Here is a 20,221-nt window from a genome sequence, read left to right as displayed (position 1 = left end):
GCATGATTGATATCAAAGTGATATCTAAAAGAATCACTTGATGATCCGTTAGAAGACATATGCGACATTAGCTCGTCATTCATAAAGGAGAGTGTTATGACTCATGAATTTAAAGCCAGCAGTGGTTCGGGGTATGTGTTGCTGCTGGTGTTATTACTTGCACAGATCGGCAGTATCGCAGGCGTCGTTTTATTACCACCGCTTTTAAAAATCCTCCTCGGTTTAATCGCCATCCTGGTGTTTATTTGTTGGTTCGGCTTTTACATGGTGCATCCCAACCAGGGCAAGGTGTTGCAATTATTTGGCCGGTACACGGGTACTGACCGCGAAAATGGCTTGCGCTGGGCGAATCCTCTTTATTCAAAAAAATCAGTCAGTCTGCGCGTGCGAAATTTTGAGAGTGGTCGATTAAAAGTGAATGATGCCAATGGCAATCCCATCGAAATTGCAGCGGTAATTGTATGGCGAGTGGTGGACACCGCCGAAGCGGTATTTGAGGTGGACGACTATGAAAATTACGTCACCATCCAGAGTGAAGCCGCGTTACGCAATCTCGCCACCAGCTACCCCTATGAACACGATGCCGATGATGAACGGCTGTCGTTACGCAGTGATTCTAATACCATCTCCCAAAAGCTGCGTAACGAAGTCCAGGACCGCCTGCAAAAAGCAGGTGTGGATGTATTGGAAGCCCGCTTAAGCCACTTGGCTTACGCGCCGGAGATTGCCCAAGCCATGCTACAACGTCAGCAAGCCAGCGCGGTGTTGGCCGCGCGGCGCATTATTGTGCAAGGGGCGGTGGGTATGGTGTCGGATGCATTGGAACAGCTTTCGACGCAGGGCGTTATTGAAATGGATGCCGAGCGCAAAGCGGCAATGGTCAGTAATTTATTAGTGGTTTTGTGTGGTGATCAGGTCAAACCTGTGATCAACGCAGGTACTTTGTATTGAGTTTACAACCACACTGAGGCGAGCTTTATCGTGTCGAAAAAAGCATTTCCACTACGTATTAATGAGCAGGTTCTTGCGGCTATGCAGCGCTGGGCCGATGACGATCTGCGCAGCTTGAATGCCCAGATTGAATATGTATTGCGTGATGCTCTGGTAAAAAGTGGTCGGGTTAAGTTAGTGCAAAAAGTTGTGACCGATGTGGAGTTGATTGATGATGAAGGTCTGGACGAATAGTGAAAACTAACAGGAGGCAAGTATGCGGAAATTATGTTCTTCTCAAAAAAATCGAATGGGTGTCGGTGTGGCTATTGGCGCTGCACTGGGCGCTGCGCTAGGTGCGGTGACAGGAAATATGGCGGTTTCGCTCGCTATCGGCATAGCCATGGGTGTGGCGTTTGCGGCAATAAGACATAAGAAACATTAATAGTGTTGACGTTAGTACAATGCGGGTTTGGCATTAGGGGCTGGGTTTCAAAACCCTCAATTCAGGGATGAATTGAGGGAGCTACAGGGATGTATTCACGCGTTTTTGAAACCCAGCCCCTAATGACAAACGGATTACAACGTGCTTCGGATACTATTGAAAATACTCCGGATGTTCCTGCGGAATCACTTCCAGAATGTTGTATACATCTTTCATATGCACACTCATCGCTTTTGCGGCCTCGGCACTGGAGCCCGCTTTGATGGCTTTGATGATGGCGTTATGTTGGGCGATGATGCGTTTGTACTGACCGCTGATGTGTAAACTCAAATTGCGCACGCGATCCATGTGTGCTTTTTCCGCTTCAATAAGGGAGGCCACACGAGCGTAACTGGTAAATCCGGCGAGAGTCTGGTGGAACTTGTCATCCAGCTTTTGAAATGCCAAAGGGTCGTCATCTCTCGCGGCGACTTTTTGTTCCGCAATGATTTTTTCTCCCGCCTGGACAATATCATTAGTCACATGATCGGCCAGGAAGGTTACTACAGAAACTTCCAGCGCTTCGCGGATAAAACGAGCTTCCAGAATTTTATCCATGCTGAACTTGGATACATAGGTGCCGCGTTGGGGGAGTACATCCACAAACCCGATGTTGGACAACTGAATCAAGGCTTCACGTACCGGCGTGCGGCTGACGCCAAACTGCTCCGCTAATGCTGTTTCGGAGATCATTTGGCCGGGCAGTAACTCCATACTGACGATGGCGTCGCGAATGAAACCATATATCTGGTTAGCGACAGGGCGGTCGAATGAAAGCGTTTTTGAATCTGCACCTGGTTTTCGTGCTAGCACTACCGGTTGTTTAGCCACTCTGGATCTCCCGCCGCAAAAATGGTCATTTAATTAGTATGAGGTTTCGGAACAGCCGCGTTGATTGTGTTTTTTGGGTGCGCTGATTGGCCGATATTACCACTATCTGCAAGGGGAGTTAACGAAAATCTGGTCATTCGACAAGCAGTTGTTCTAGTCATGTTCACTAGTATTGTAGCCGAATGAAAAATTTCACCTAAAAGTTTTTATGACTATTAGGTGAAAGAAGATGTATGAATTTATTGCTTCATTGCCGCTAGTAAATTCAGTGCACGAATTCGATGTTGAGGGTCATAAAGATCAATCGTAAACATGAACTCATTGATGCCCAATTCACTCGCCCAGTGTTCAAGTTTTGCTTTGACTTGAGCCGGATTGCCAATAGCAGCCAGCGACAGAAAATCTTTCACATACAATTCTTCCTCGATATTCCACAAACCTTCCATCGAATCAACCGGCGGTTTTAGCCAAAGCGGCTGACCGCGCAGCAAGGCCAGGATACGCTGTTGACTAGTGGTGGATAAAAAAATTGCCTCTTCTTCCGTGTCTGCAACTATGACTGGCATGCCTAACATTGCATAAGGTTTATCAAGCACGGCCGAGGGCTGAAATTGTGTTTGGTAAATGTGAATAGCATCGCGCATCAGGCGCGGTGCGAAATGGCCGGCAAAGGCATAGGGCAGGCCCCATTGTGCGGCTAATTGAGCGCTATATAAACTTGATCCCAGCAACCAGATAGGCACTTCCGTGCCGGCGCCGGGGATAGCCTTCAAGCGTTGCCCTTCCTGTAAAGGTGCCAGCAATTGTTGCAGCAGGCTGACTTCAGTCGGGAAATTATCTGCACGCATATCATCGCGCCGCAGGGCGCGAGCAGTGATGGGGTCGGTGCCGGGTGCGCGTCCCAAACCCAGGTCGATGCGACCAGGGTACAAACTTGCCAGCGTGCCGAACTGCTCCGCAATGACCAGTGGCGGGTGGTTGGGCAGCATGATGCCGCCGGAACCTACTCGTAGCGTCTGCGTGCCACCGGCGATATATCCGATGAGCACCGCAGTCGCTGAACTGGCGATTCCTTCCATATTGTGATGTTCCGCCAGCCAAAACCGCTTGAAGCCCAGCTGCTCCGCAGCCTGGGCATAGGCCAGGGAATTTTGTAAGGTGTTATGAATGGAATTACCTTCACGCACCGAGGCGAGTTCCAGCAATGAAAAGGGAATAGTGTGCAACATGGAGTTTTCTACCGCTTAAGTCTGAACAATCTAAACAGGGTGGGGATCTTCGACGCGAAAGCAAGCGTTAGCCTTCGTCATTTAGTGTAAAGACCATTGCGCATTTCTTATGTTCACATAGACTATAAGAAATGCAATGATAATAAGATGAGGAGGTTGTTATGCATTATTGCCGCTCGTTGCGCCGCGTCGTGACTTTTTTTCTGCACGTGAGTTTTCTGCTAGGTTCTGTTTCCGCTTTTTCCAGTTCCGCTAACCTGGCGCTGAATGACAAGGAATATTTTGAGCAGCCGGGTTTAAATGTGCTGGTGTTCAGCAATTGGTACGATGGCTTGTTCAGCGATGCCAAGATCAGCGGTGTGGAGTTAATTCATCACGGTTTACGCACTGCGACCAATGGTGATGTTCGCTTGAATGCTACCCCGGAACAATGGGATGCCATCCCGCAATTTAAGGAACGCAAGATTAATCGCGATGATCAATCTATCGAAGCCTTCCTTCACTATCCCGATCACGATTTCAATTTTTCGATCAAAGTGAAAAAAAATACAGAAGGCGTGCGCATTACGGTTAACCTGCCAAAACCTTTGCCCGCCGCCCTCGAAGGTAAGGCGGGTTTCAATCTGGAGTTTTTGCCCTCAGCGTACTTTCATAAATCTTTCATGATGGAAGAGCGCACCGGCATTTTCCCGCGTTACCCCAATGGCCCGAAAGAAATTAACGGTGTTGCTGAACCGCGTGCGCTGGCGAGCGGAAAGCGTCTGGTATTAGCACCGGATGATATTGAGCGGCGTGTGAGTATTGAAACCTTCGGTGCTCCGTTGGAACTCTACGATGGGCGCACAAAAGCGCAAAATGGTTGGTTTGTTGTACGCAGTAAAATTCCTGCCAATAAAGCCGGTGCGGTAGTGGAATGGCAATTAAATGCCAGCACGATCAAAAACTGGGTGCGGTCACCGATGATCGCGCATTCGCAAGTCGGCTACCATCCGGAGCAGAAAAAAGTAGCGGTTATCGAGCTGGATGCCCGGGATAAGAAAAACCCCAAAGCAGAATTGCTGCGCGTGATGCCAGACGGTAGTCAAAAATCGGTAGTCAGCGAGCGTCTGGATTCCTGGGGCACCTATCTGCGCTACCAGTATCGTCAATTCGATTTCAGCCGCGTGACGACACCGGGGCTTTACATGATTCGCTATGGCGATCAACAATCCGGCCCTTTCCGTATTGACGCGCAGGTCTATCGCGAAGCCTGGCACCCCACGCTGGATATATTCCTGCCGGTGCAAATGGACCATGTGATGGTTAACGAAGCCTACCGCGTATGGCATGGTGCGTCGCATCTGGATGATGCTTTGCAGGCACCGGTCAATCACGAACATTTCGATCTCTACGCGCAGGGCCCGACGACGGATACACCCTACAAGCCCGGTGAACATATTCCGGGTTTGAATATTGGCGGCTGGTACGATGCGGGCGATTATGATATTCGCACGCAAACCCAATACGACGTTGTCAACACCCTGGTCACAGTATGGGAAAATTTTGCACTTAAGCGAGATAACACCCGCGTTGATTATGAAAGCAAATATGTCGACCTTCACGTAGCCGACGGTAAGCCCGACATCCTGCAACAAATTGAGCACGGCACCTTGGCTTTGATTGCGCAACATCGTGCATTGGGTCGCGCCATTCCAGGCATTGTTGAAGCACATATTGAGCAATACACGCATCTTGGTGACGGCCTGACCAAGACAGATAACCTGATCTATGACGCGAGCTTGAAGGAGCACGAATCCACAGGCTTCAAGAGCGGCAAGTTTGATGATCGTTGGGCTTTTACCAGTAAATCCACACCGTTAAATTATGGCTCGGCGGCAGCGCTGGCGGCAGCAAGTCGTGCGTTGAAAGGCTATAACGATGAGCTTGCCAACGAATGCCTGGCGACTGCGAAAAAAGTATGGGCGGATGAACAGGCCAAGCCCAAGCCGGATTTATTTATCCACGGCAATACCACTGGTGGAAAACTGGAATCGGAGCAGCTAAAAGCGGCCACTGAATTGTTGATCACCACCGGCGATACGCGTTACGCACAGGCTGTTGAACAATTGCTGGCGAAGCTGGAGCAGGAATTCGCGTTTCATGTATCCTGGTTTGTGCGCGCCATGCCGCACATGTCCCCGGCCTACAGCGAAAAGGTAAAAACATTGGCAGCGTCTTATGCCGCTGAGATGCCAAAACTGGAGCGGGAAAATCCTTTTGGTGTACCTATTACTACCGGTGGTTGGGCGGGTAGCGGCTGGGTGATTCGGCACGCGATCAATAATTATTATTTACACAAGGCGTTCCCGGAGCTGGTGGATCGCGAATCGGTGTTGCGTGGTTTGAATTTCCTTTACGGTACGCACCCTGCACACAACCTGTCACTGGTTTCTGCTGTGGGAACACACTCCAAAGAGGTGGCTTACGGTATGAACCGCGCTGACTTTTCGTTTATTGCCGGTGGCATTGTGCCAGGTATTCTGGTGTTGAAACCGGACTTTCCTGAGAATCACGAAGATTGGCCATTCTTCTGGGGCCAGAATGAATATGTCGTGAATCTGGGAGCAAGTTATATCTTCCTGGTGAATGCCGCCGAAGATCTATTGCTAAAGAAACAATGATGCCGCTTGGACATTAAGCGTGCTGGTTTGTTGGCCACCCTTCGGGGTGGCTTTTTTTATTGGGCCACAGCGCTTTTATTTAGCCTAAGCCACAAAAACCGACACAGTAACAAAATACATAAGGTAATAAACCCGCCAATACACTCACGCGCTTCTTCGATATAAGGCTTGTTGGGATTCATCGACTGCATCAGCGGCTCCTGTGCGGCGTGACGTAAATATTCAAGCGTGCCCGGTGCATAAATACCCATGATCACCAGGCTCGCTACAACACCCACCCAAAACACCACGGCATTGAAACGCTTCATAACCAGCAGTAAGGGCACGATAGCGCAGATCACATAGTAGGTTGTCCACAGGATTGGGTCAGGATCATTTAATTGCAGGAATGCAGATGTCAACAGTAAAAGGAACAACAGAAAAGCGAAACTGCGTATGGTTATTGTCAGCATCATAAAAACCTTTCCGGGCAGCACAGGCGTGCGGGTGGGTTAAAACGGTAAACCCGACGGGTAGGGTTTACCGCACGAAACTCAGGTAAAACTTACTTAAAATAATGTTCGTATTTGGTCGGGATTGCATCAATGGATTTTAATTTTATACCTTTAAAAAAGGCTTCTCCCGCTTCACTTTGCAGCAAGATTTTACCTTTGGTAAGCGGCAGAACTTTACCGTCTCTGGTGTAGCGGGAATTGCTCAACGCCATCACCACTTCACCATTGACGATATGCAGGCTCTTGTCGCCGTAGGTAATCAATTCCACGGTATTCCACTCGCCTTTTGGTTTTTCCCTGTCATGGCTGCGACGGCAGGTAATACCGACGCCGCCGGGACCAAAACTTAATAATTCAGCCTTGGGATTGTAGATATGTACCTCTGCACCTTCAGGTTTCTCGCAACGGATGTCAATTTGCGAGTCCGCGATTTGCCACCAGTCACCGGTGCTTTGCTCCATGATCTGTAATTCCTGAGAGAGGGCCCAGGCCTTCCAGTAATCCACACCGTGCTCACCCCTGGCGTGATACAGGATGCCGGTGTCCAGCTCCAGATCCAGGCGCGGCTTCCACTTCTTCGAGCCCCATTTGTATTGCAAGACCAGGTGGTAATTTTCAAATTCTTTGCGGGTGTAAACACTGCCGTAGATTTCACCGGAAACACGCAGCACTGGCTCCCCATCGTTTATTGAAACCGTAAACACACCTTTCTCGTCTTTGCCGTGACCAATGGGTTGCGTGTAATTGCCTTCCGCATCTTTCGGTAAACCTTTGATATCCGTTTCGGGGTTGGGAAAACCGAGATAAGTATTCCACTGGCTCAGGTCTTTATCGAGCAGATGAGTCCACTCAGCGTTTTTGGCCTGGGCACTAACTGACATCATCGCGACAGCGACGATGGCGAGAACAACTGATGTTGATAGCTTCATTGTTATAACTTCCGCATTCCAGATAAAAGAAAGGCTGTTGCACAGCCGATGGAACAAGGTGCGGTGAGCATTTGAATCGCCGGGACGTTCAAATTTTTAGCCGGATGAGACATGCTCATCCGGTTTTTTTATGATTTTATTTGGGCCAGCAACACTTGTAAGGGATGTGGCAATTTTACGTTATCAATCCGTTTGGTCTGGCTGCGGCAGGAGTAGCCGGTGGCCGTCAACCGATCTTTATTGGCCGGGTTGGTGACAACATCAGCCCAGGACAACTGATAGATTTTCTTTGAGGTCTCGACGTTAACGGTTTCATGGCCATAGGTACCCGCCATGCCACAGCAGCCGGTTTCAATCACTTTCAATGTTTGTCCCAATGTAGTGAAAACCTGCTGCCAATCTTTAATGGAACTGACGGCGTTGGTTTTTTCAGTACAGTGGGCTAACAAGGCATAATCCCCGGTATTAAATTGCTCGGCCCGTTCGCGCAAAGTTTCCTGTTGTCCCGCCAGCCATTCCTGAACCAACTGCACCTTCGGTGCCGTAGCGCCAAGAATTTTTTTATACTCGCCGCGATAGGCGAGCGTCATCGCCGGCTCCAGACCAATCAACGGAATACCCGATGAAGCCAGGCCATTCAGCATCGTCGCGTTGGTGTCCGCCGCCCTGGCAAAGGCCTTTAAAAAGCCGTGGACTTGCAAGGGCTTGCCGTTCGGTTTAAACGGCGCAAGCAGTGGCACATACCCTAATTTTTGCAACAGGGTTAAGGCATCAATGACAAAGGGCGTCTCGAAATAACTGGTAAAGGCATCCTGCACCACGATAACCGCTTTGGCTTTCTCGGCTGCGCTCAGCTGCGCAATATTTTCCAGACTGGCGTAACGGATGCCGAGTTTTTGAATGGCGTCGTCCAATAGAATGCCCGTCAGCAACGGGCTATCCACCATACCTACCACCTTGGCCAGCAGGCTCTGCATAAAACGGGGTTTCATGAGCGCGTTATACAACCATGGCACGCGCGCCAGGGTGGGGACCATAAATTCCAGCCCGCCGATGAAATAGTCTTTCAACGGGCGCAGGTAACGGCCGTAATACAACTCCAGGAATTTACTGCGAAATTCCGGTACATCCACTTTGATCGGACATTGACCTGCACAGGATTTGCACGCCAGGCAGCCCACCATGGATGCATGTACCTCATGGGAAAAATCATATTCGCCTTGCTTTTTCTGCCAGGTATTTTTGATGCGCGCCGGTAGCGTCAGCAAAAAATTGCTGCGTTTTACTGCCGCACTTTCTGCAACAGGATTTACGCCGCGCTCGCTCATTTGTTTGAGCCATTCGCGCATCAATGAAGCGCGGCCTTTGGGTGAGTGAATACGCTCACGGGTGCCTTTCCAGGAAGGGCACATAGCGTCATTGGGATTCCAGTTGTAACACAAGCCGTTGCCATTACAGTGCATGCCTTCGCTGTAGGCATTCCAGACTTGTACCGGGATCTTGCGATCTTCCTGCCCGCGCGTGGTCACGCCGTCGATCTTGAGTAATTCGATAGTTTCCGCAGGCGTGGCAATCTTGCCCGGATTCAATTGATTGTATGGATCAAATTCCGCCTTGATGCGTTGCAGTTGTGGATACAGCTCACCAAAAAATTTTGGCGCGTATTCTGAACGCACGCCCTTGCCGTGTTCGCCCCATAATAAACCGTTGTATTTTTGCGTTAACGCAACCACTTCGTCAGTGATCTTGCGCACCAGTTTTTCCTGGTCGGGATCTTTCATGTCCAGCGCCGGGCGAACGTGGAGTACACCTGCATCCACATGACCGAACATGCCGTAAGTTAATTGATGATCGTCGAGTAGTTTGCGGAACTCAACGATAAAATCGGCCAGGTTTTCCGGTGGTACAGCGGTGTCTTCCACAAACGGCACGGGCCGGATTTCACCGTCCACATTGCCCAGCAGCCCTACCGCTTTTTTCCTCATGCCCCAGATTTTATTAACGGCTTCATTGCCCCAGGCCAGGCTGTAACCCATGCGGCCCAGCGTATTGTCGAGGCCGGATTGATCAAGTTGATCCGTCAGCTTTTTAATATCTGCTCGCAGCTCGTCTTCATCGTTAGCGGTGTATTCAACCAGGTTAATTCCCTGGATTTTCTCGCCACTGGCAGACGGCGGAAAAAATTCCGCTACGCTGTGCCAGACGATGTCATTCATCGCCAGGTTCAATACTTTGGAATCGACGGTTTCGATAGAGGTTGGGTTCGCTTTCATCAATTCTGCCGCATCGCGCAGGGCAGCGTTGAAGTCGCGGTAGTTGACGTTCACCAGCGCGGAATATTTCGGGGTGACCAACAAATTCAATTTGGCTTCGGTGATAAAACCCAGGGTACCTTCGCTGCCGCACAAAATATTGTTGAGATTAAATCGACCCGCTTCATCGCGAATATGCGCGAGATCATAGCCCGTCAAGCAGCGATTGAGTTTGGGAAATTTTGCAGCGATCAGGTCCGCGTGGTCCCGCTGGATACTATCGAGTAAACGGTGAACCTGACCAACGCGGTCCTGCCGCTGGGCGAGAACGTCCAGCTCACTATCCGCCAAGGGAGCGGACGTCCACTCCGTTCCGTCGAGCAATACGGTGCGCAGTTCCAGCACATGGTCGCGCGTCTTGCCGTAACGGCAAGAACCCTGACCGGAGGCATCGGTATTGATCATCCCCCCGATGGTGGCGCGGTTACTGGTGGACAGTTCCGGCGCAAAGAATAAACCGTAGGGTTTGATGGCCGCGTTGAGCTGGTCTTTCACCACGCCGCACTGCACGCGCACCCAGCGCTCCTCGACATTAATCTCCAGAATCTGGTTCATGTATTTCGAGGTATCCACCACCAGGCCATCCGTCAGGGATTGCCCATTGGTGCCGGTGCCGCCGCCGCGCGGGCTCAGCACGATGTCGCGAAAGCGCGGCACCTGGCTGAGTTTAACAACCTTCACCAGGTCGGCCGTGTCGCGCGGGTAAATCACGCCTTGGGGCAGCACCTGATAAATGGAGTTGTCCGTGGCCAGCACGGTGCGATTGGCGTAATCCGGGCTTAAGTCGCCGCGAAAGCCGTTGTCACGCAGGGCGTTAATGAAGGCCAGGTAGAGAGCCTGAACGGGGGAAGTCTGGCGAATGCTTGGAATCATAGGGCTTGGTTAACCACGGGGAGTCTACTGCTGAAAATAGGAGCGCATTCTACTATCTCGCCCGGCCCATGACCATGGCAGGCGAGGGTGAGCTGGCTGAGGAACAAAACGCCAAAATGCGCCACTGCCTTGCTGTTCGTCGCCGCGCGCTTGTGTGCCGCTGTGCTCAGGTTTAGTGTCAGTGAGTTGGTGTAGCGGTACCGATAGTGTGTTTTGTGTGGCGAAGGAAAAACGTTGGCAAAAACCTATTAACCAGTTAGCGGAGGGATTCCCCTATGCCAGCTCCTCTTGTTGCGGCAGCTTTGTCTGCCATCGGCCCGGCGCTTGCCAGGCGCGGGCTCGACCTGCTCAGCGGTGTATTTCGCGGTGCACTTGATAAAGGCACCCAGGAAATCGCCGGCTTTATCGAAGAAAAAACCGGCATTGATATCAACGACGTGGCGGATGAAAAGCTCACCGAAGAACAGTGGGCCAAACTGCGTGAGTTTGAATTCCAGTATCAGGCCAAATTGTTGGAATATCGTCAGCAGATAGACGCTAATGCGCTGGAACTGGAAAAGGTTCACCAGGCAGACCGCGCCAGCGCGCGGGATATGCAAAAGACGGCGCTGGCGAGTGACGACAAGCTGGCCAAGCGCTTTGTTTATTTTTATGCGGCGGGTCTGACGCTGCTGACGTTTATGTTTATCTTCTACGCGGCGTTTGTTCACGACTACACCAAAAATCCCGACGCCGCCCGCGTGATTGATACCGTATTGGGTTTCCTGCTGGGCGTTTCGCTGTCTGCGATTATCCAATACTTCTTCGGCTCCAGCGCCGGGAGCAAAAGCAAGGAAGAAAAAATACGGCAGCTGACGGAGTCCATCCAGGGCGAGCACGATAAAGCGCTTTCCATCGACACAGAAAGATCGCGGGGAGGGCGTCCATTATGAGCCTGCTTCGTCATCAATCTGCCTTCATGCTGCATGTGGCCGAACTGATTCGCAAAGCGTCAGAGTTAGGCTTCCACATCTCCGGCGGTGAACTCTATCGCACCACCGAGCAACAGGCCCTGCACATTAAAAACGGCCGCAGCACCACCATGAACAGCCAGCACCTCAAACGCCTGGCTGTTGACCTGAATTTTTTTAAGGAAACCCCGACCGGCGAACTACAGCTCACCTACGATGTGGAAGATTTGCGGCCCCTGGGGGAGTTTTGGGAGAACCTGGACAGCGCTAATCGCTGGGGAGGTAACTGGAACTCCTTCAAAGATACGCCGCATTTTGAACGGCGGGAAAACCTTGCCGATGCCCCGCAACCGGTACCGGTTGCCGCAGGCGTTCCCACCAGTGCGGGCAGCCGACGAGGTGCGGGCATTCTCTCGGGTTCTGTCGGTAATCAAGGCGCTAACCGGCGCGATGATGTCGAGACGGTGCAGCGACTGCTTAATTTGTGTGCTGAAGCTGGCCGCATCCAGATAGACGAGGGCAAGCTCAACCCGGATGGGGCTTTCGGCAATAAAACCCTCAATGCCATCCGCGCCTTCCAGCGCAGTGCGCTGGGTGATCAGGCGCCCCAGGGGCGGGTTGAACCGGTAAGCCGGGAACTGGCGAGTTTGTGTGAGTCTTTACCAACGGCGTTAACGCCGACATTACTGGCATTGCTGTATCTGCGTGCCGGCGATAAAGACGTCAATGAACTGGCTGAAAAAATCGCCCGCACCATGGCCAACCGCGCTATCGATTCACCCTTGCGACAAGCGCACTTTCTGGCCCAGATCGGCCATGAATCCGGTGAGTTGCGCTTCCGCGAAGAGATCGCCAGTGGTGAAGCCTATGAAGGGCGGGCGGATCTGGGCAATACCCAGCCAGGTGATGGGCGTCGGTTCAAGGGCAGGGGCTTGATTCAACTGACAGGTCGCGCCAACTACACGGAATACGGGCGCGCGATCAATCGGGAGGCGGAGTTGCTGGCCAAGCCGGAACTGGTGGCGAGTGATCCAGCGTTATGCGTGGATGTGGCCGGCTGGTTCTGGGCCAAAAGAGGGTTGAATGAACTGGCGGATAGAGATGAGCTGACCGCTATTACGCGCCGTATCAACGGTGGGCTCAACGGGTTGGAAGACCGGCGCCGTTTATACCAGCGCGCCAGATCCCTGCTCGGTGCCTGATATCTCGGCGGCGCACTTCAGCGCGCAGCGTAATGCGCCGCCAGGTTGATCCACATAATCAGGATGCATACTGCACCGGTCAAAAATGCCATCAACCGGTGCAGTACGTTGTTGTAACTCAAATGAATCAAGGCATGCACCACTCGGGATGCTACAAAAACCCAGGCGCAGGTTACCAGCAGCGCGCTTTGATACCCCATCACCATCGCCAGCAGGCAAGTGACGTAAAACAGCAAGGGCAACTCAAACAAATTACTGTAATGTCGCGCCGCTGCAAGAATGTGTGGCGGCGGTTCATTGGCGCCGGTATTCAGGCGGAAATAACCGATGGACACCTTGCGCTGCCGAACGGCAATCACGCGCAAACCCAACAAATAAAACGCCACCAGAAAAGTCAGGATAACCATGGCAAACATGGGGTAAAACATGGGCAGCTCCTTGTCAGCAAGTCAGTAAGGATCACAGGGTGTGATGGCTGCTCACTATACTCCAGTTCTGCCCCGCTACTGAGCTCCGTTTATAACGTGAAGCGTTCCAACAGTTGACTCAAGTTATCCGAGGCCTGGCGGATGTGCTGCGATGCGGTGAGTGTGCCGTGGGCGGCATTCTTGGTACCTACCGATGACTCCTCGACCTGGCTCACGTACTGCAGGATCAAACCGCTGGCTTCGACATGTTCTTCCATCGCGTGGCCGATATGGGACACGATGTCCTCGACGGAGCGGGTTTCGGTGCTGATGGTTTCCACGGTTTTGCCGCCCTCCTTGGTCTGCTCGATGCCGTCTTTTAACTGCACCACCATCTGATCCATATTGTGTTTTGCGGTGCGGCTGCCGGCCTGTACGGTCGCAATGGTGTCGCTGATTTCCTGGGTTGCCTGGCTGGTGCGCGAGGCCAGTTGCCGCACTTCATCAGCCACCACCGCAAACCCGCGTCCCTGTTCGCCGGCACGGGCTGCTTCAATGGCCGCATTCAACGCCAGCAGGTTAGTCTGGTTAGCCACTTCACTGATCACCGAAATCACCGCCGAGATACTGCCGATGCGCTCGGCCAGCGCGTCGATGCTGGATTGCGTCGTGCTGACGCTATGCTCCAGCTCGACAAAGCGCTGGACCGCCTGGGAGATCAATTGCTGGCCGCGAGCGGCAGTTTGCGAGGCGGCATCAGTCTGATCGCGCGCCTCCTTGGCCTGCAGCATGGCGTGCTTGGTCTGCTGGTTAAATTCCTCGGCGGAGGCTGCGATCTTGGCGGTGGCCACACTTTGTTCTTCCGCCATCGACGTGCTGGTCTGGGCTTTGTGAACGATATCATCACTGACGCGGTGCAGGCTGGCCACCGAGTCGGCAATGCCACTCATCATGGAACGCAGGGCGTGGCGCATCCGCAAAACTGAACCGTAGATACTCTCTTCCGATGCATTGTGAACCTTATGATCTTCGGTCAGGTCGCCATTGGCCACGGTGCGCACCAGGGCCAACACTTCTTTCAGTTCACCACCCAGGCCACGCTGGATGCTGTACACCGCGAGATGCACCGGTACCACGATCAGCAGCACGACGATCAGGCAAAAGCCTAATTGTTTGGCAGCGCTATCCCAGAAACGGGCATTCGCTTCATTAAAACCGATGCCAGTGCCCACCACCCAGCGCCAGCGCGGGGACAGCTTGGCAATAGACAGTTTGTCTTCAATGGAGCCGTCGGCCTGTTTCTGGGTCCAGGTATAGCGCGCCATATCGCCGCGCGCGGCTTCGACAGCGCGCAACAGGATGTCGCCCACGCTCTTGCCACTGCCATCTTTAAATTCGTGGAAACTGGTGCCGTGAATCTGCGGGTCCAAGGGTGCGGCGACAAAGTTCATCTTTTCATCGGCCACATAGACGTACTCCGATTTGTGATAGATGTTGTTGCGCAAAATGTTAGTCGCGATGGCCTTGGCTTCTTCATCGGAGAGGAGACCGGAATCAGCCATCTTTTCCATCTCGATCACCGTGGCATAGGTGCTATTGAGCAATTGCTCCACCCGTGCCTGATTATCCTGGTTGGTGGCGTAACGCAAGGTAAACAGGCCAATGGACATAATGCCGAGCAGGCCGATAAGAATCAGGCTGGTCAAGATCCACATTTTCACGCGTAAAGACATGGCGAACTCTCCTGGAGTGGTTGGCTTGACCCTACGGCTTGGCTGGACCAGCAACCTGGATTTATTTTGCTGGACAGTAAGCGCATGGGACAACGTTGTCAATAAATGCTGGCGCATAATTCGTTATTAATAACTTTAGCAGCAAATTTCTTTTTTCTACCGGTAAAAATGAGTTTTTTTAATGAGATAACGTTGTCTCAATGGGTCCGTATTGGGGCGAGAGAGATTATTTTGGTGCGCTTATAGCGGGTGCTTATAGAACTGCGAAAAATGTGACGGTAAGTGTTTTTAGCGGAGGGGGGCGGCCGATGCGGCAGGCGAATAGGACAAAACACTGTTTTCTGAATCGCTGCGCACTATAATGGCCGCCTTTGTTTCGCAGACCCGATACTCATCAACAGGACAACTTCATGATTATCAAACCAAAAGTACGTGGTTTTATTTGTATCAACGCTCACCCCCAGGGTTGTGCGGCGAATGTTCGGGAGCAGATCGCTTTCACCCAGCAAAAAGGTGCGGTGGAAGGTGGTCCCAAAAAAGTACTGGTGCTCGGCTGCTCCACCGGGTTTGGTCTGTCCTCCCGTATTACCGCCGCGTTTGGTAGCGGTGCAGACACTTTGGGTGTTTGCTTTGAGAAACCGCCAACAGAAACCAAAACGGCTACTGCCGGCTACTACAATACCGCCGCGTTTCATGAAGCGGCTGAGGCTGCCGGCCTCTATGCAAAAACCATCAATGGCGATGCCTTTTCTGATGCGTGCAAAGCCCAAGTCATCGAGGAACTGAAGCACGGTATCGGCAAGGTAGACCTGGTGATCTACAGCCTCGCTGCTCCTCGTCGTACCGACCCGAAAACCGGCGAAGTCTACAATTCTGCGCTCAAGCCCATTGGCCAGACCTATGTCTCCAAAGGTTTGAATACCGATACCCTGAAAATCGTGGAGATGGCCATTGAGCCTGCAACCCAAGAAGAGATCGCCCAAACCGTGAAGGTCATGGGTGGTGAAGATTGGGAAATGTGGATCGACGCGCTCAAGTCTGCCGACCTGCTTGCAGAAGGCTGCCAGACAGTGGCTTATACCTATCTGGGTGACAAGCTGACCTGGCCGATCTACGGCCGCGCTACCATCGGAAAAGCCAAAGAAGACCTCGACCGTGCCGCCAAAGCCCTCGACAGCAAGCTCTCTGACCTGAATGGTCAGGCGCGCGTCGCGGTACTCAAAGCCGTTGTAACCCAAGCCAGCTCGGCCATCCCGGTCATGCCGTTATATCTGTCGATACTCTTCAAGGTTATGAAGGACGCAGGCACTCACGAAGGCTGTATTGAACAAATTCAACGCCTGTTTAAAGAATGTTTGTATTCCGGCACGCCACGGGTGGATGAAGCGGGGCGCTTGCGCGTTGATGAGTTGGAGCTGGACCCGAAAATCCAGGCCCGTGTTGAGGAAATCTGGCCTCAGGTCACCGAAGAAAACCTGTTTGAACTGACCGACTACAAAGGTTACAACCAGGAATTCCTCAAGCTGTTTGGCTTCGGCGCCGACGGCGTGGATTACGATGCAGAAACCAGCCCGCTGGTCAGCACAAATTTTTAATTCCACGCACTGGACTGATGCCGGGCGTATAGCCCGGCGTTTTGTTTGCGGATCACAATGATGATTCACTTTCTGTTCGGTCTGACGACCACACTGCTGTTTCTGCTGGTCACCTTTCTGGCATTTGTTCCTCTGCTTCCGCTCGCGTTGGCCAAGCGCTTGATCCCCTCACGTCGATGGCAAAAACACTGCAATCGCGCGTTGGACTGGATCGCCAGTCGTTGGATTGATCTCAATAGCGCGCATCAAGCGCTGCTGACACGCACGGATATTCATCTGGAAGGCGACCTCAATCTGAGCCGCCGTGAGTGGTACATGATGGTTTCCAACCATCAGTCCTGGGTCGACATCCTGGTGTTGTTACGGGTGTTTAATGGCCGGATTCCCTACGTTAAGTTTTTTCTGAAGAAATCCCTGATTTGGGTGCCGCTCTTGGGTATTGCCTGGTGGGCGCTGGAATTTCCGTTTATGCGGCGTTACTCCAAGGCAGAGATCGAGCGTAATCCGGCATTGAAAGGTAAGGATGTTGAAGAAACCCGACGTGCCTGCGAAAAATATCGCCACAATCCGGTGACGATCATCAATTACCTGGAAGGCACACGCTTTACGCCGGACAAGCATGCGCAACAACAATCGCCTTACCAGCATTTACTGATTCCCAGAGCTGGCGGGCTCGCTTTTACCCTCGCGGCGATGGACGGGCAACTCCACAGTTTGCTGGATGTCACTATTTATTATCCGCAAGGGAACCCCACCTACTGGGAGTATGCGTCAGGCAAAGTGAGACGTGTTGAGATTCATGTGCGCCAGTTGCCGATCCCGGACGACTTGTTGGGCGACTATGCCAACGACCCGGAATTTCGCCGGCACTTCCAGGCGTGGGTTAATAAACTCTGGCATGAGAAGGATGCGCAGTTGGAGAGAATGGCGCAGAAAAGTGCAAGCCAATAACGCACTTTTGTTCTATGCTAGTCACACTTTGAATGTCAGTCAGCAGATTAGCGGGAGGTTCACCATGCTAGACACCTCTATCCACTCCCTGAGTGGCTTGTTTGCGCAACTGGGTTTGCCCAACTCTAAAAAGGACATCGAAGCCTTTATTGAACAACACCGGCCCTTGCCCCAGGCTGAGCCACTTTCCAAAGCCAGTTTCTGGACGGAATCCCAGGCCACCTTCCTGCGCGAAGCGGTGCTGAATGATTCTGATTGGGCAGAGGTGGTTGACGAATTGAATGTGTTATTGCGCGATTAAACGCAGCCCGCGAAAGTCAAAGGCATGTTCAGTAATGAACATGCCTTTTGTATTTTTGATGGAAGGGTTCACGAAGACGCGAGATATTTTCTGAACCAGTTAACGATCTCCTTGCGCACTTCTTTTTCGTGTTCCCGCAAACTGTGTCCGCCTTTTTCATAGATAACCAGGCGGTAGGGGCGCTTCAGCATTTGTAATTTTTCTGCCAATCGCAGTGAGCTGGCCGTGCTTACCCGTTGATCCTGCGCGCCATGTAACAACAAGATCGGCAGGTCTTTTGGCAATTCTTCCACCCAATAGACGGCTGAGCGTTTGCGTAGTTCGGCGGTTTTATGGCCCTCATAGTCAGGAATCCAGGTTTTAAACACAGCTTCCATCTCCGGGCGAACGGCTAATTCCGCCATTATATCGTAAGGGCCGGACTGCGCGATCAAGGCAGCGAAACGGTCAGTCCGTTTTGCTGCCAGAAATGCCATCATCGCTCCACGACTCGTTCCCCAAACACCCACTTTTTGCGGATTCGCTTGGGGCAATTGGTCGATGATCGGCAGTAACGCCAGGACATCCGCCACCTCTTTTCCACCGAATTCATCGCTAAGCCGGTCCGGGTGCGCATCTTTACCCAGGCGCGCGCCACGGTATTGCGACCCCACGACGATAAAACCTTTGTCCAGCAATAGAGAAAAGCTGTGCAGGCGGTAATGCGCGGGGATTGCACCGGAATCGGCGTTGCCGCCCCGGTTGTAGATGACGACGGGTAGTTTCTGTGTCGGTGCGATATGCTTGGGTGCAAGGTAAAAGCCGCGCACGGTAAGGCCATCGACAGTGTAATCAAAATCCAGACAGGTGAAGTTGCTCAACCAGGTTTGATAATTCTGCTTGGCCTGCTTGCGTTTTTCCTCGCTCATGGGCCGCCGTTTTTCCAACTGAGCGATAAAGCTATCCGCGTCTTTAAAGTGGTCGCGGTAACAGGATTGCACATTATCCACGAGTGTTGATGGCAGGGGTTGAAACGCCTCGGCTGCGCCAGTCTGACTTAGCCCGGCGATAAAAAATGTGGCGATCATGCGTTGTATTATTTTCATGGTTTTCCTTCCCGGTTGATGAGTGCCGGACCTTACCGGATTTTTTTCCAGTTAAAAAGCCAGCTTTTTCTCATTAAGCGGCTGCTTTGGCTATAATCCCACCTTTCACGCGTTAATCCAGAGACAACCCTCGCTTATGTCACATTTCTCCCGCGCTCTGCTTGCTCCCCGCCATTGGCCTTCCTGGATTGGTGCGGGTTTTTGGTATGTGTTATCGCAATTGCCGTATCGCATGCAGGTGGGGTTGGCACGCTTGATCAGCCCTTTATTGAAGCTCAATAAAAAACGCTTGCATATGGCGCGGGTGAATATTGATTTGTGTTTTCCGGAATGGACCGAAGCAGAGCGGCAGCGGGTGCTGGAAGAAACCATCTTCTCGACGACGATGGCCATTTTTGAGACGGGGATTGCCTGGTTCTGGTCCAAAAAACGTTTGCGTCGTTTGTTTCGCATCAGCGGTGTGGAGCATCTGGAAGCCGCGCAACGCGACGGTCAGGGCGCTTTGTTGTTGAGTATGCACTTCACTCATCTGGATCTGGGAAGTGCAATGTTGGGTCAGCATACCGATTATGACGGCATGTATCGCCCCCACAAAAATCCTGTCTACGACTACCTGCAAAAAACACGGCGCGAAGCCTATTGCCCCGGCATCACCATTCCGCGTGACAACGTGCGCCTAATGATCAGCCGCCTCCGGCAGGGCCGCATGGTGTGGTATGCGCCGGATCGTGACCTGGGCCCCAAGATCAGCCTGTTCGTGCCGTTTTTTGGGGTGCAGACGGCGACCGTGTCGGCGACCAGCAAGTTCGCCCAGATGGGCCGGGCACGGGTGATTCCCTTTACCCAGCGTCGTCTCGATAACGGCAAGGGCTACGAATTGGTGATTCATCCACCGTTTGCGGATTTTCCGTCAGGGGACGAGTATCAGGATACCTTGCGCGTTAACCAGTTTATGGAGCGCGAAATCCTGAAATGTCCGGGTCAGTATTTCTGGGCTCAGCCCCGTTTCAAGACGCGTCCGGAAGGGGAGCCACCGCTGTATCGCCGGCGCCAGTAATGGTCGCAGCACTATTGTGAAAATAAGTTTCCGGTTCTGATGATATTTATGACGATTTTATGTCCTGGCCATATTGTTTGTCGGTCAGCTGCGTTAGAATGCGCGCCGTTTTGATGCATGTGAACAGGCTCTAGCGTTTGAACATTCCTCTCCGAGCTGTTTGCGCTCTACTCAACCACAGAATTTTTTCCCTTGCCC

Annotated in this window: 18 protein-coding genes; 10 read left to right on the top strand and 8 right to left on the bottom strand. The window is 52.2% G+C overall.

The genetic code is table 11. The annotated features are described in order from the left end of the window. Positions 1-96: 96 nt before the first annotated feature. From ACSV5M_RS07750 to ACSV5M_RS07740, 3 genes are read left to right on the top strand one after another with little or no spacing between them, the layout of a single operon-like run. The gene (locus ACSV5M_RS07750; protein WP_439175193.1) at positions 97-951 is read left to right on the top strand and encodes an SPFH domain-containing protein; all 855 of its coding nucleotides are present in this window, start codon (positions 97-99) and stop codon (positions 949-951) included. A gap of 30 nt (positions 952-981) precedes the next feature. Then, positions 982-1,185 (top strand): hypothetical protein, encoded by a 204-nt coding sequence (locus ACSV5M_RS07745; RefSeq protein WP_439175191.1) that lies wholly within the window; start codon positions 982-984, stop codon positions 1,183-1,185. A 22-nt stretch (positions 1,186-1,207) separates the two neighbouring features. Next, positions 1,208-1,375 carry a hypothetical protein gene (locus ACSV5M_RS07740; RefSeq protein ID WP_439175189.1) on the top strand — a complete coding sequence of 56 codons (168 nt, stop codon included), beginning with the start codon at positions 1,208-1,210 and terminating at the stop codon, positions 1,373-1,375. A gap of 153 nt (positions 1,376-1,528) precedes the next feature. Here ACSV5M_RS07740 and ACSV5M_RS07735 read toward each other — a convergent pair whose 3' ends face one another. Together ACSV5M_RS07735 and ACSV5M_RS07730 are read right to left on the bottom strand one after the other, a co-directional pair. After that, complete coding sequence (locus ACSV5M_RS07735; protein WP_439175185.1) at positions 1,529-2,245, bottom strand: GntR family transcriptional regulator; 717 nt, start codon at positions 2,243-2,245, stop codon at positions 1,529-1,531. A 239-nt stretch (positions 2,246-2,484) separates the two neighbouring features. Next, positions 2,485-3,474: an LLM class flavin-dependent oxidoreductase gene (locus ACSV5M_RS07730; RefSeq protein WP_439175184.1), complete on the bottom strand. Its 990-nt coding sequence runs from the start codon at positions 3,472-3,474 to the stop codon at positions 2,485-2,487. Between the two features lie 161 nt (positions 3,475-3,635). On the opposite strand from ACSV5M_RS07730, the gene ACSV5M_RS07725 reads away from it, so the two are divergent. Beyond that, the gene (locus ACSV5M_RS07725) at positions 3,636-6,134 is read left to right on the top strand and encodes a glycoside hydrolase family 9 protein (protein WP_439175181.1); all 2,499 of its coding nucleotides are present in this window, start codon (positions 3,636-3,638) and stop codon (positions 6,132-6,134) included. Positions 6,135-6,190: 56 nt separating this feature from the next. On the opposite strand, the gene ACSV5M_RS07720 is transcribed toward ACSV5M_RS07725, so the two are convergent. The 3 genes from ACSV5M_RS07720 to ydiJ all read right to left on the bottom strand — a co-directional run bounded on the left by ACSV5M_RS07720 (position 6,191) and on the right by ydiJ (position 10,742). After that, entirely contained in the window at positions 6,191-6,589 is a 399-nt protein-coding gene (locus tag ACSV5M_RS07720) for a transmembrane 220 family protein (RefSeq protein WP_439175179.1), read from the bottom strand. Between the two features lie 89 nt (positions 6,590-6,678). Next, on the bottom strand, positions 6,679-7,557 hold the full coding sequence (locus ACSV5M_RS07715; RefSeq protein WP_439175176.1) for a 3-keto-disaccharide hydrolase: 879 nt from the start codon (positions 7,555-7,557) through the stop codon (positions 6,679-6,681). Positions 7,558-7,685: 128 nt separating this feature from the next. Further along, positions 7,686-10,742, bottom strand: a complete 3,057-nt coding sequence (gene ydiJ / locus ACSV5M_RS07710) for a D-2-hydroxyglutarate dehydrogenase YdiJ (protein WP_439175173.1) — start codon at positions 10,740-10,742, stop codon at positions 7,686-7,688. A 275-nt stretch (positions 10,743-11,017) separates the two neighbouring features. Between ydiJ and ACSV5M_RS07705 the strand changes: the two genes are divergently transcribed. Continuing rightward, positions 11,018-11,674 carry a hypothetical protein gene (locus ACSV5M_RS07705; RefSeq protein WP_439175171.1) on the top strand — a complete coding sequence of 219 codons (657 nt, stop codon included), beginning with the start codon at positions 11,018-11,020 and terminating at the stop codon, positions 11,672-11,674. Continuing rightward, positions 11,671-12,894 (top strand): M15 family metallopeptidase, encoded by a 1,224-nt coding sequence (locus ACSV5M_RS07700; RefSeq protein ID WP_439175169.1) that lies wholly within the window; start codon positions 11,671-11,673, stop codon positions 12,892-12,894. Before ACSV5M_RS07705 ends, ACSV5M_RS07700 begins: the two co-directional genes overlap by 4 nt. Before the next feature lie 17 nt (positions 12,895-12,911). Here ACSV5M_RS07700 and ACSV5M_RS07695 read toward each other — a convergent pair whose 3' ends face one another. Both ACSV5M_RS07695 and ACSV5M_RS07690 read right to left on the bottom strand, forming a co-directional pair. Further along, complete coding sequence (locus ACSV5M_RS07695) at positions 12,912-13,322, bottom strand: MAPEG family protein (RefSeq protein ID WP_439175166.1); 411 nt, start codon at positions 13,320-13,322, stop codon at positions 12,912-12,914. A gap of 89 nt (positions 13,323-13,411) precedes the next feature. Then, positions 13,412-15,034 carry a methyl-accepting chemotaxis protein gene (locus ACSV5M_RS07690; protein ID WP_439175163.1) on the bottom strand — a complete coding sequence of 541 codons (1,623 nt, stop codon included), beginning with the start codon at positions 15,032-15,034 and terminating at the stop codon, positions 13,412-13,414. 410 nt (positions 15,035-15,444) lie between these two features. Between ACSV5M_RS07690 and fabV the strand changes: the two genes are divergently transcribed. The 3 genes from fabV to ACSV5M_RS07675 all read left to right on the top strand — a co-directional run bounded on the left by fabV (position 15,445) and on the right by ACSV5M_RS07675 (position 17,881). Further along, positions 15,445-16,629, top strand: a complete 1,185-nt coding sequence (fabV, locus tag ACSV5M_RS07685; RefSeq protein ID WP_439175160.1) for an enoyl-ACP reductase FabV — start codon at positions 15,445-15,447, stop codon at positions 16,627-16,629. Positions 16,630-16,686: 57 nt separating this feature from the next. After that, a complete protein-coding gene (locus tag ACSV5M_RS07680) occupies positions 16,687-17,580 on the top strand; it encodes an acyltransferase (RefSeq protein WP_439175157.1) in 894 nt (297 codons plus the stop codon). A 64-nt stretch (positions 17,581-17,644) separates the two neighbouring features. After that, the gene (locus tag ACSV5M_RS07675; RefSeq protein WP_439175155.1) at positions 17,645-17,881 is read left to right on the top strand and encodes a DUF2789 domain-containing protein; all 237 of its coding nucleotides are present in this window, start codon (positions 17,645-17,647) and stop codon (positions 17,879-17,881) included. A 68-nt stretch (positions 17,882-17,949) separates the two neighbouring features. Here ACSV5M_RS07675 and ACSV5M_RS07670 read toward each other — a convergent pair whose 3' ends face one another. Next, positions 17,950-18,966 (bottom strand): alpha/beta hydrolase family protein, encoded by a 1,017-nt coding sequence (locus tag ACSV5M_RS07670; protein ID WP_439175152.1) that lies wholly within the window; start codon positions 18,964-18,966, stop codon positions 17,950-17,952. A gap of 136 nt (positions 18,967-19,102) precedes the next feature. Here ACSV5M_RS07670 and lpxL point away from each other — a divergent pair, with 136 nt between their 5' ends. Beyond that, positions 19,103-20,023, top strand: coding sequence for an LpxL/LpxP family Kdo(2)-lipid IV(A) lauroyl/palmitoleoyl acyltransferase (lpxL, locus tag ACSV5M_RS07665; RefSeq protein WP_439175149.1), 921 nt, complete (start codon positions 19,103-19,105; stop codon positions 20,021-20,023). Positions 20,024-20,221: the final 198 nt, after the last annotated feature.

Source organism: Cellvibrio sp. ARAG 10.3 (assembly GCF_051846955.1).
Taxonomy (GTDB): Bacteria; Pseudomonadota; Gammaproteobacteria; order Pseudomonadales; family Cellvibrionaceae; genus Cellvibrio.
The sequence above is the reverse complement of the archived record's forward strand: the minus strand, read 5'-3'. Positions and strand labels throughout refer to the sequence as shown.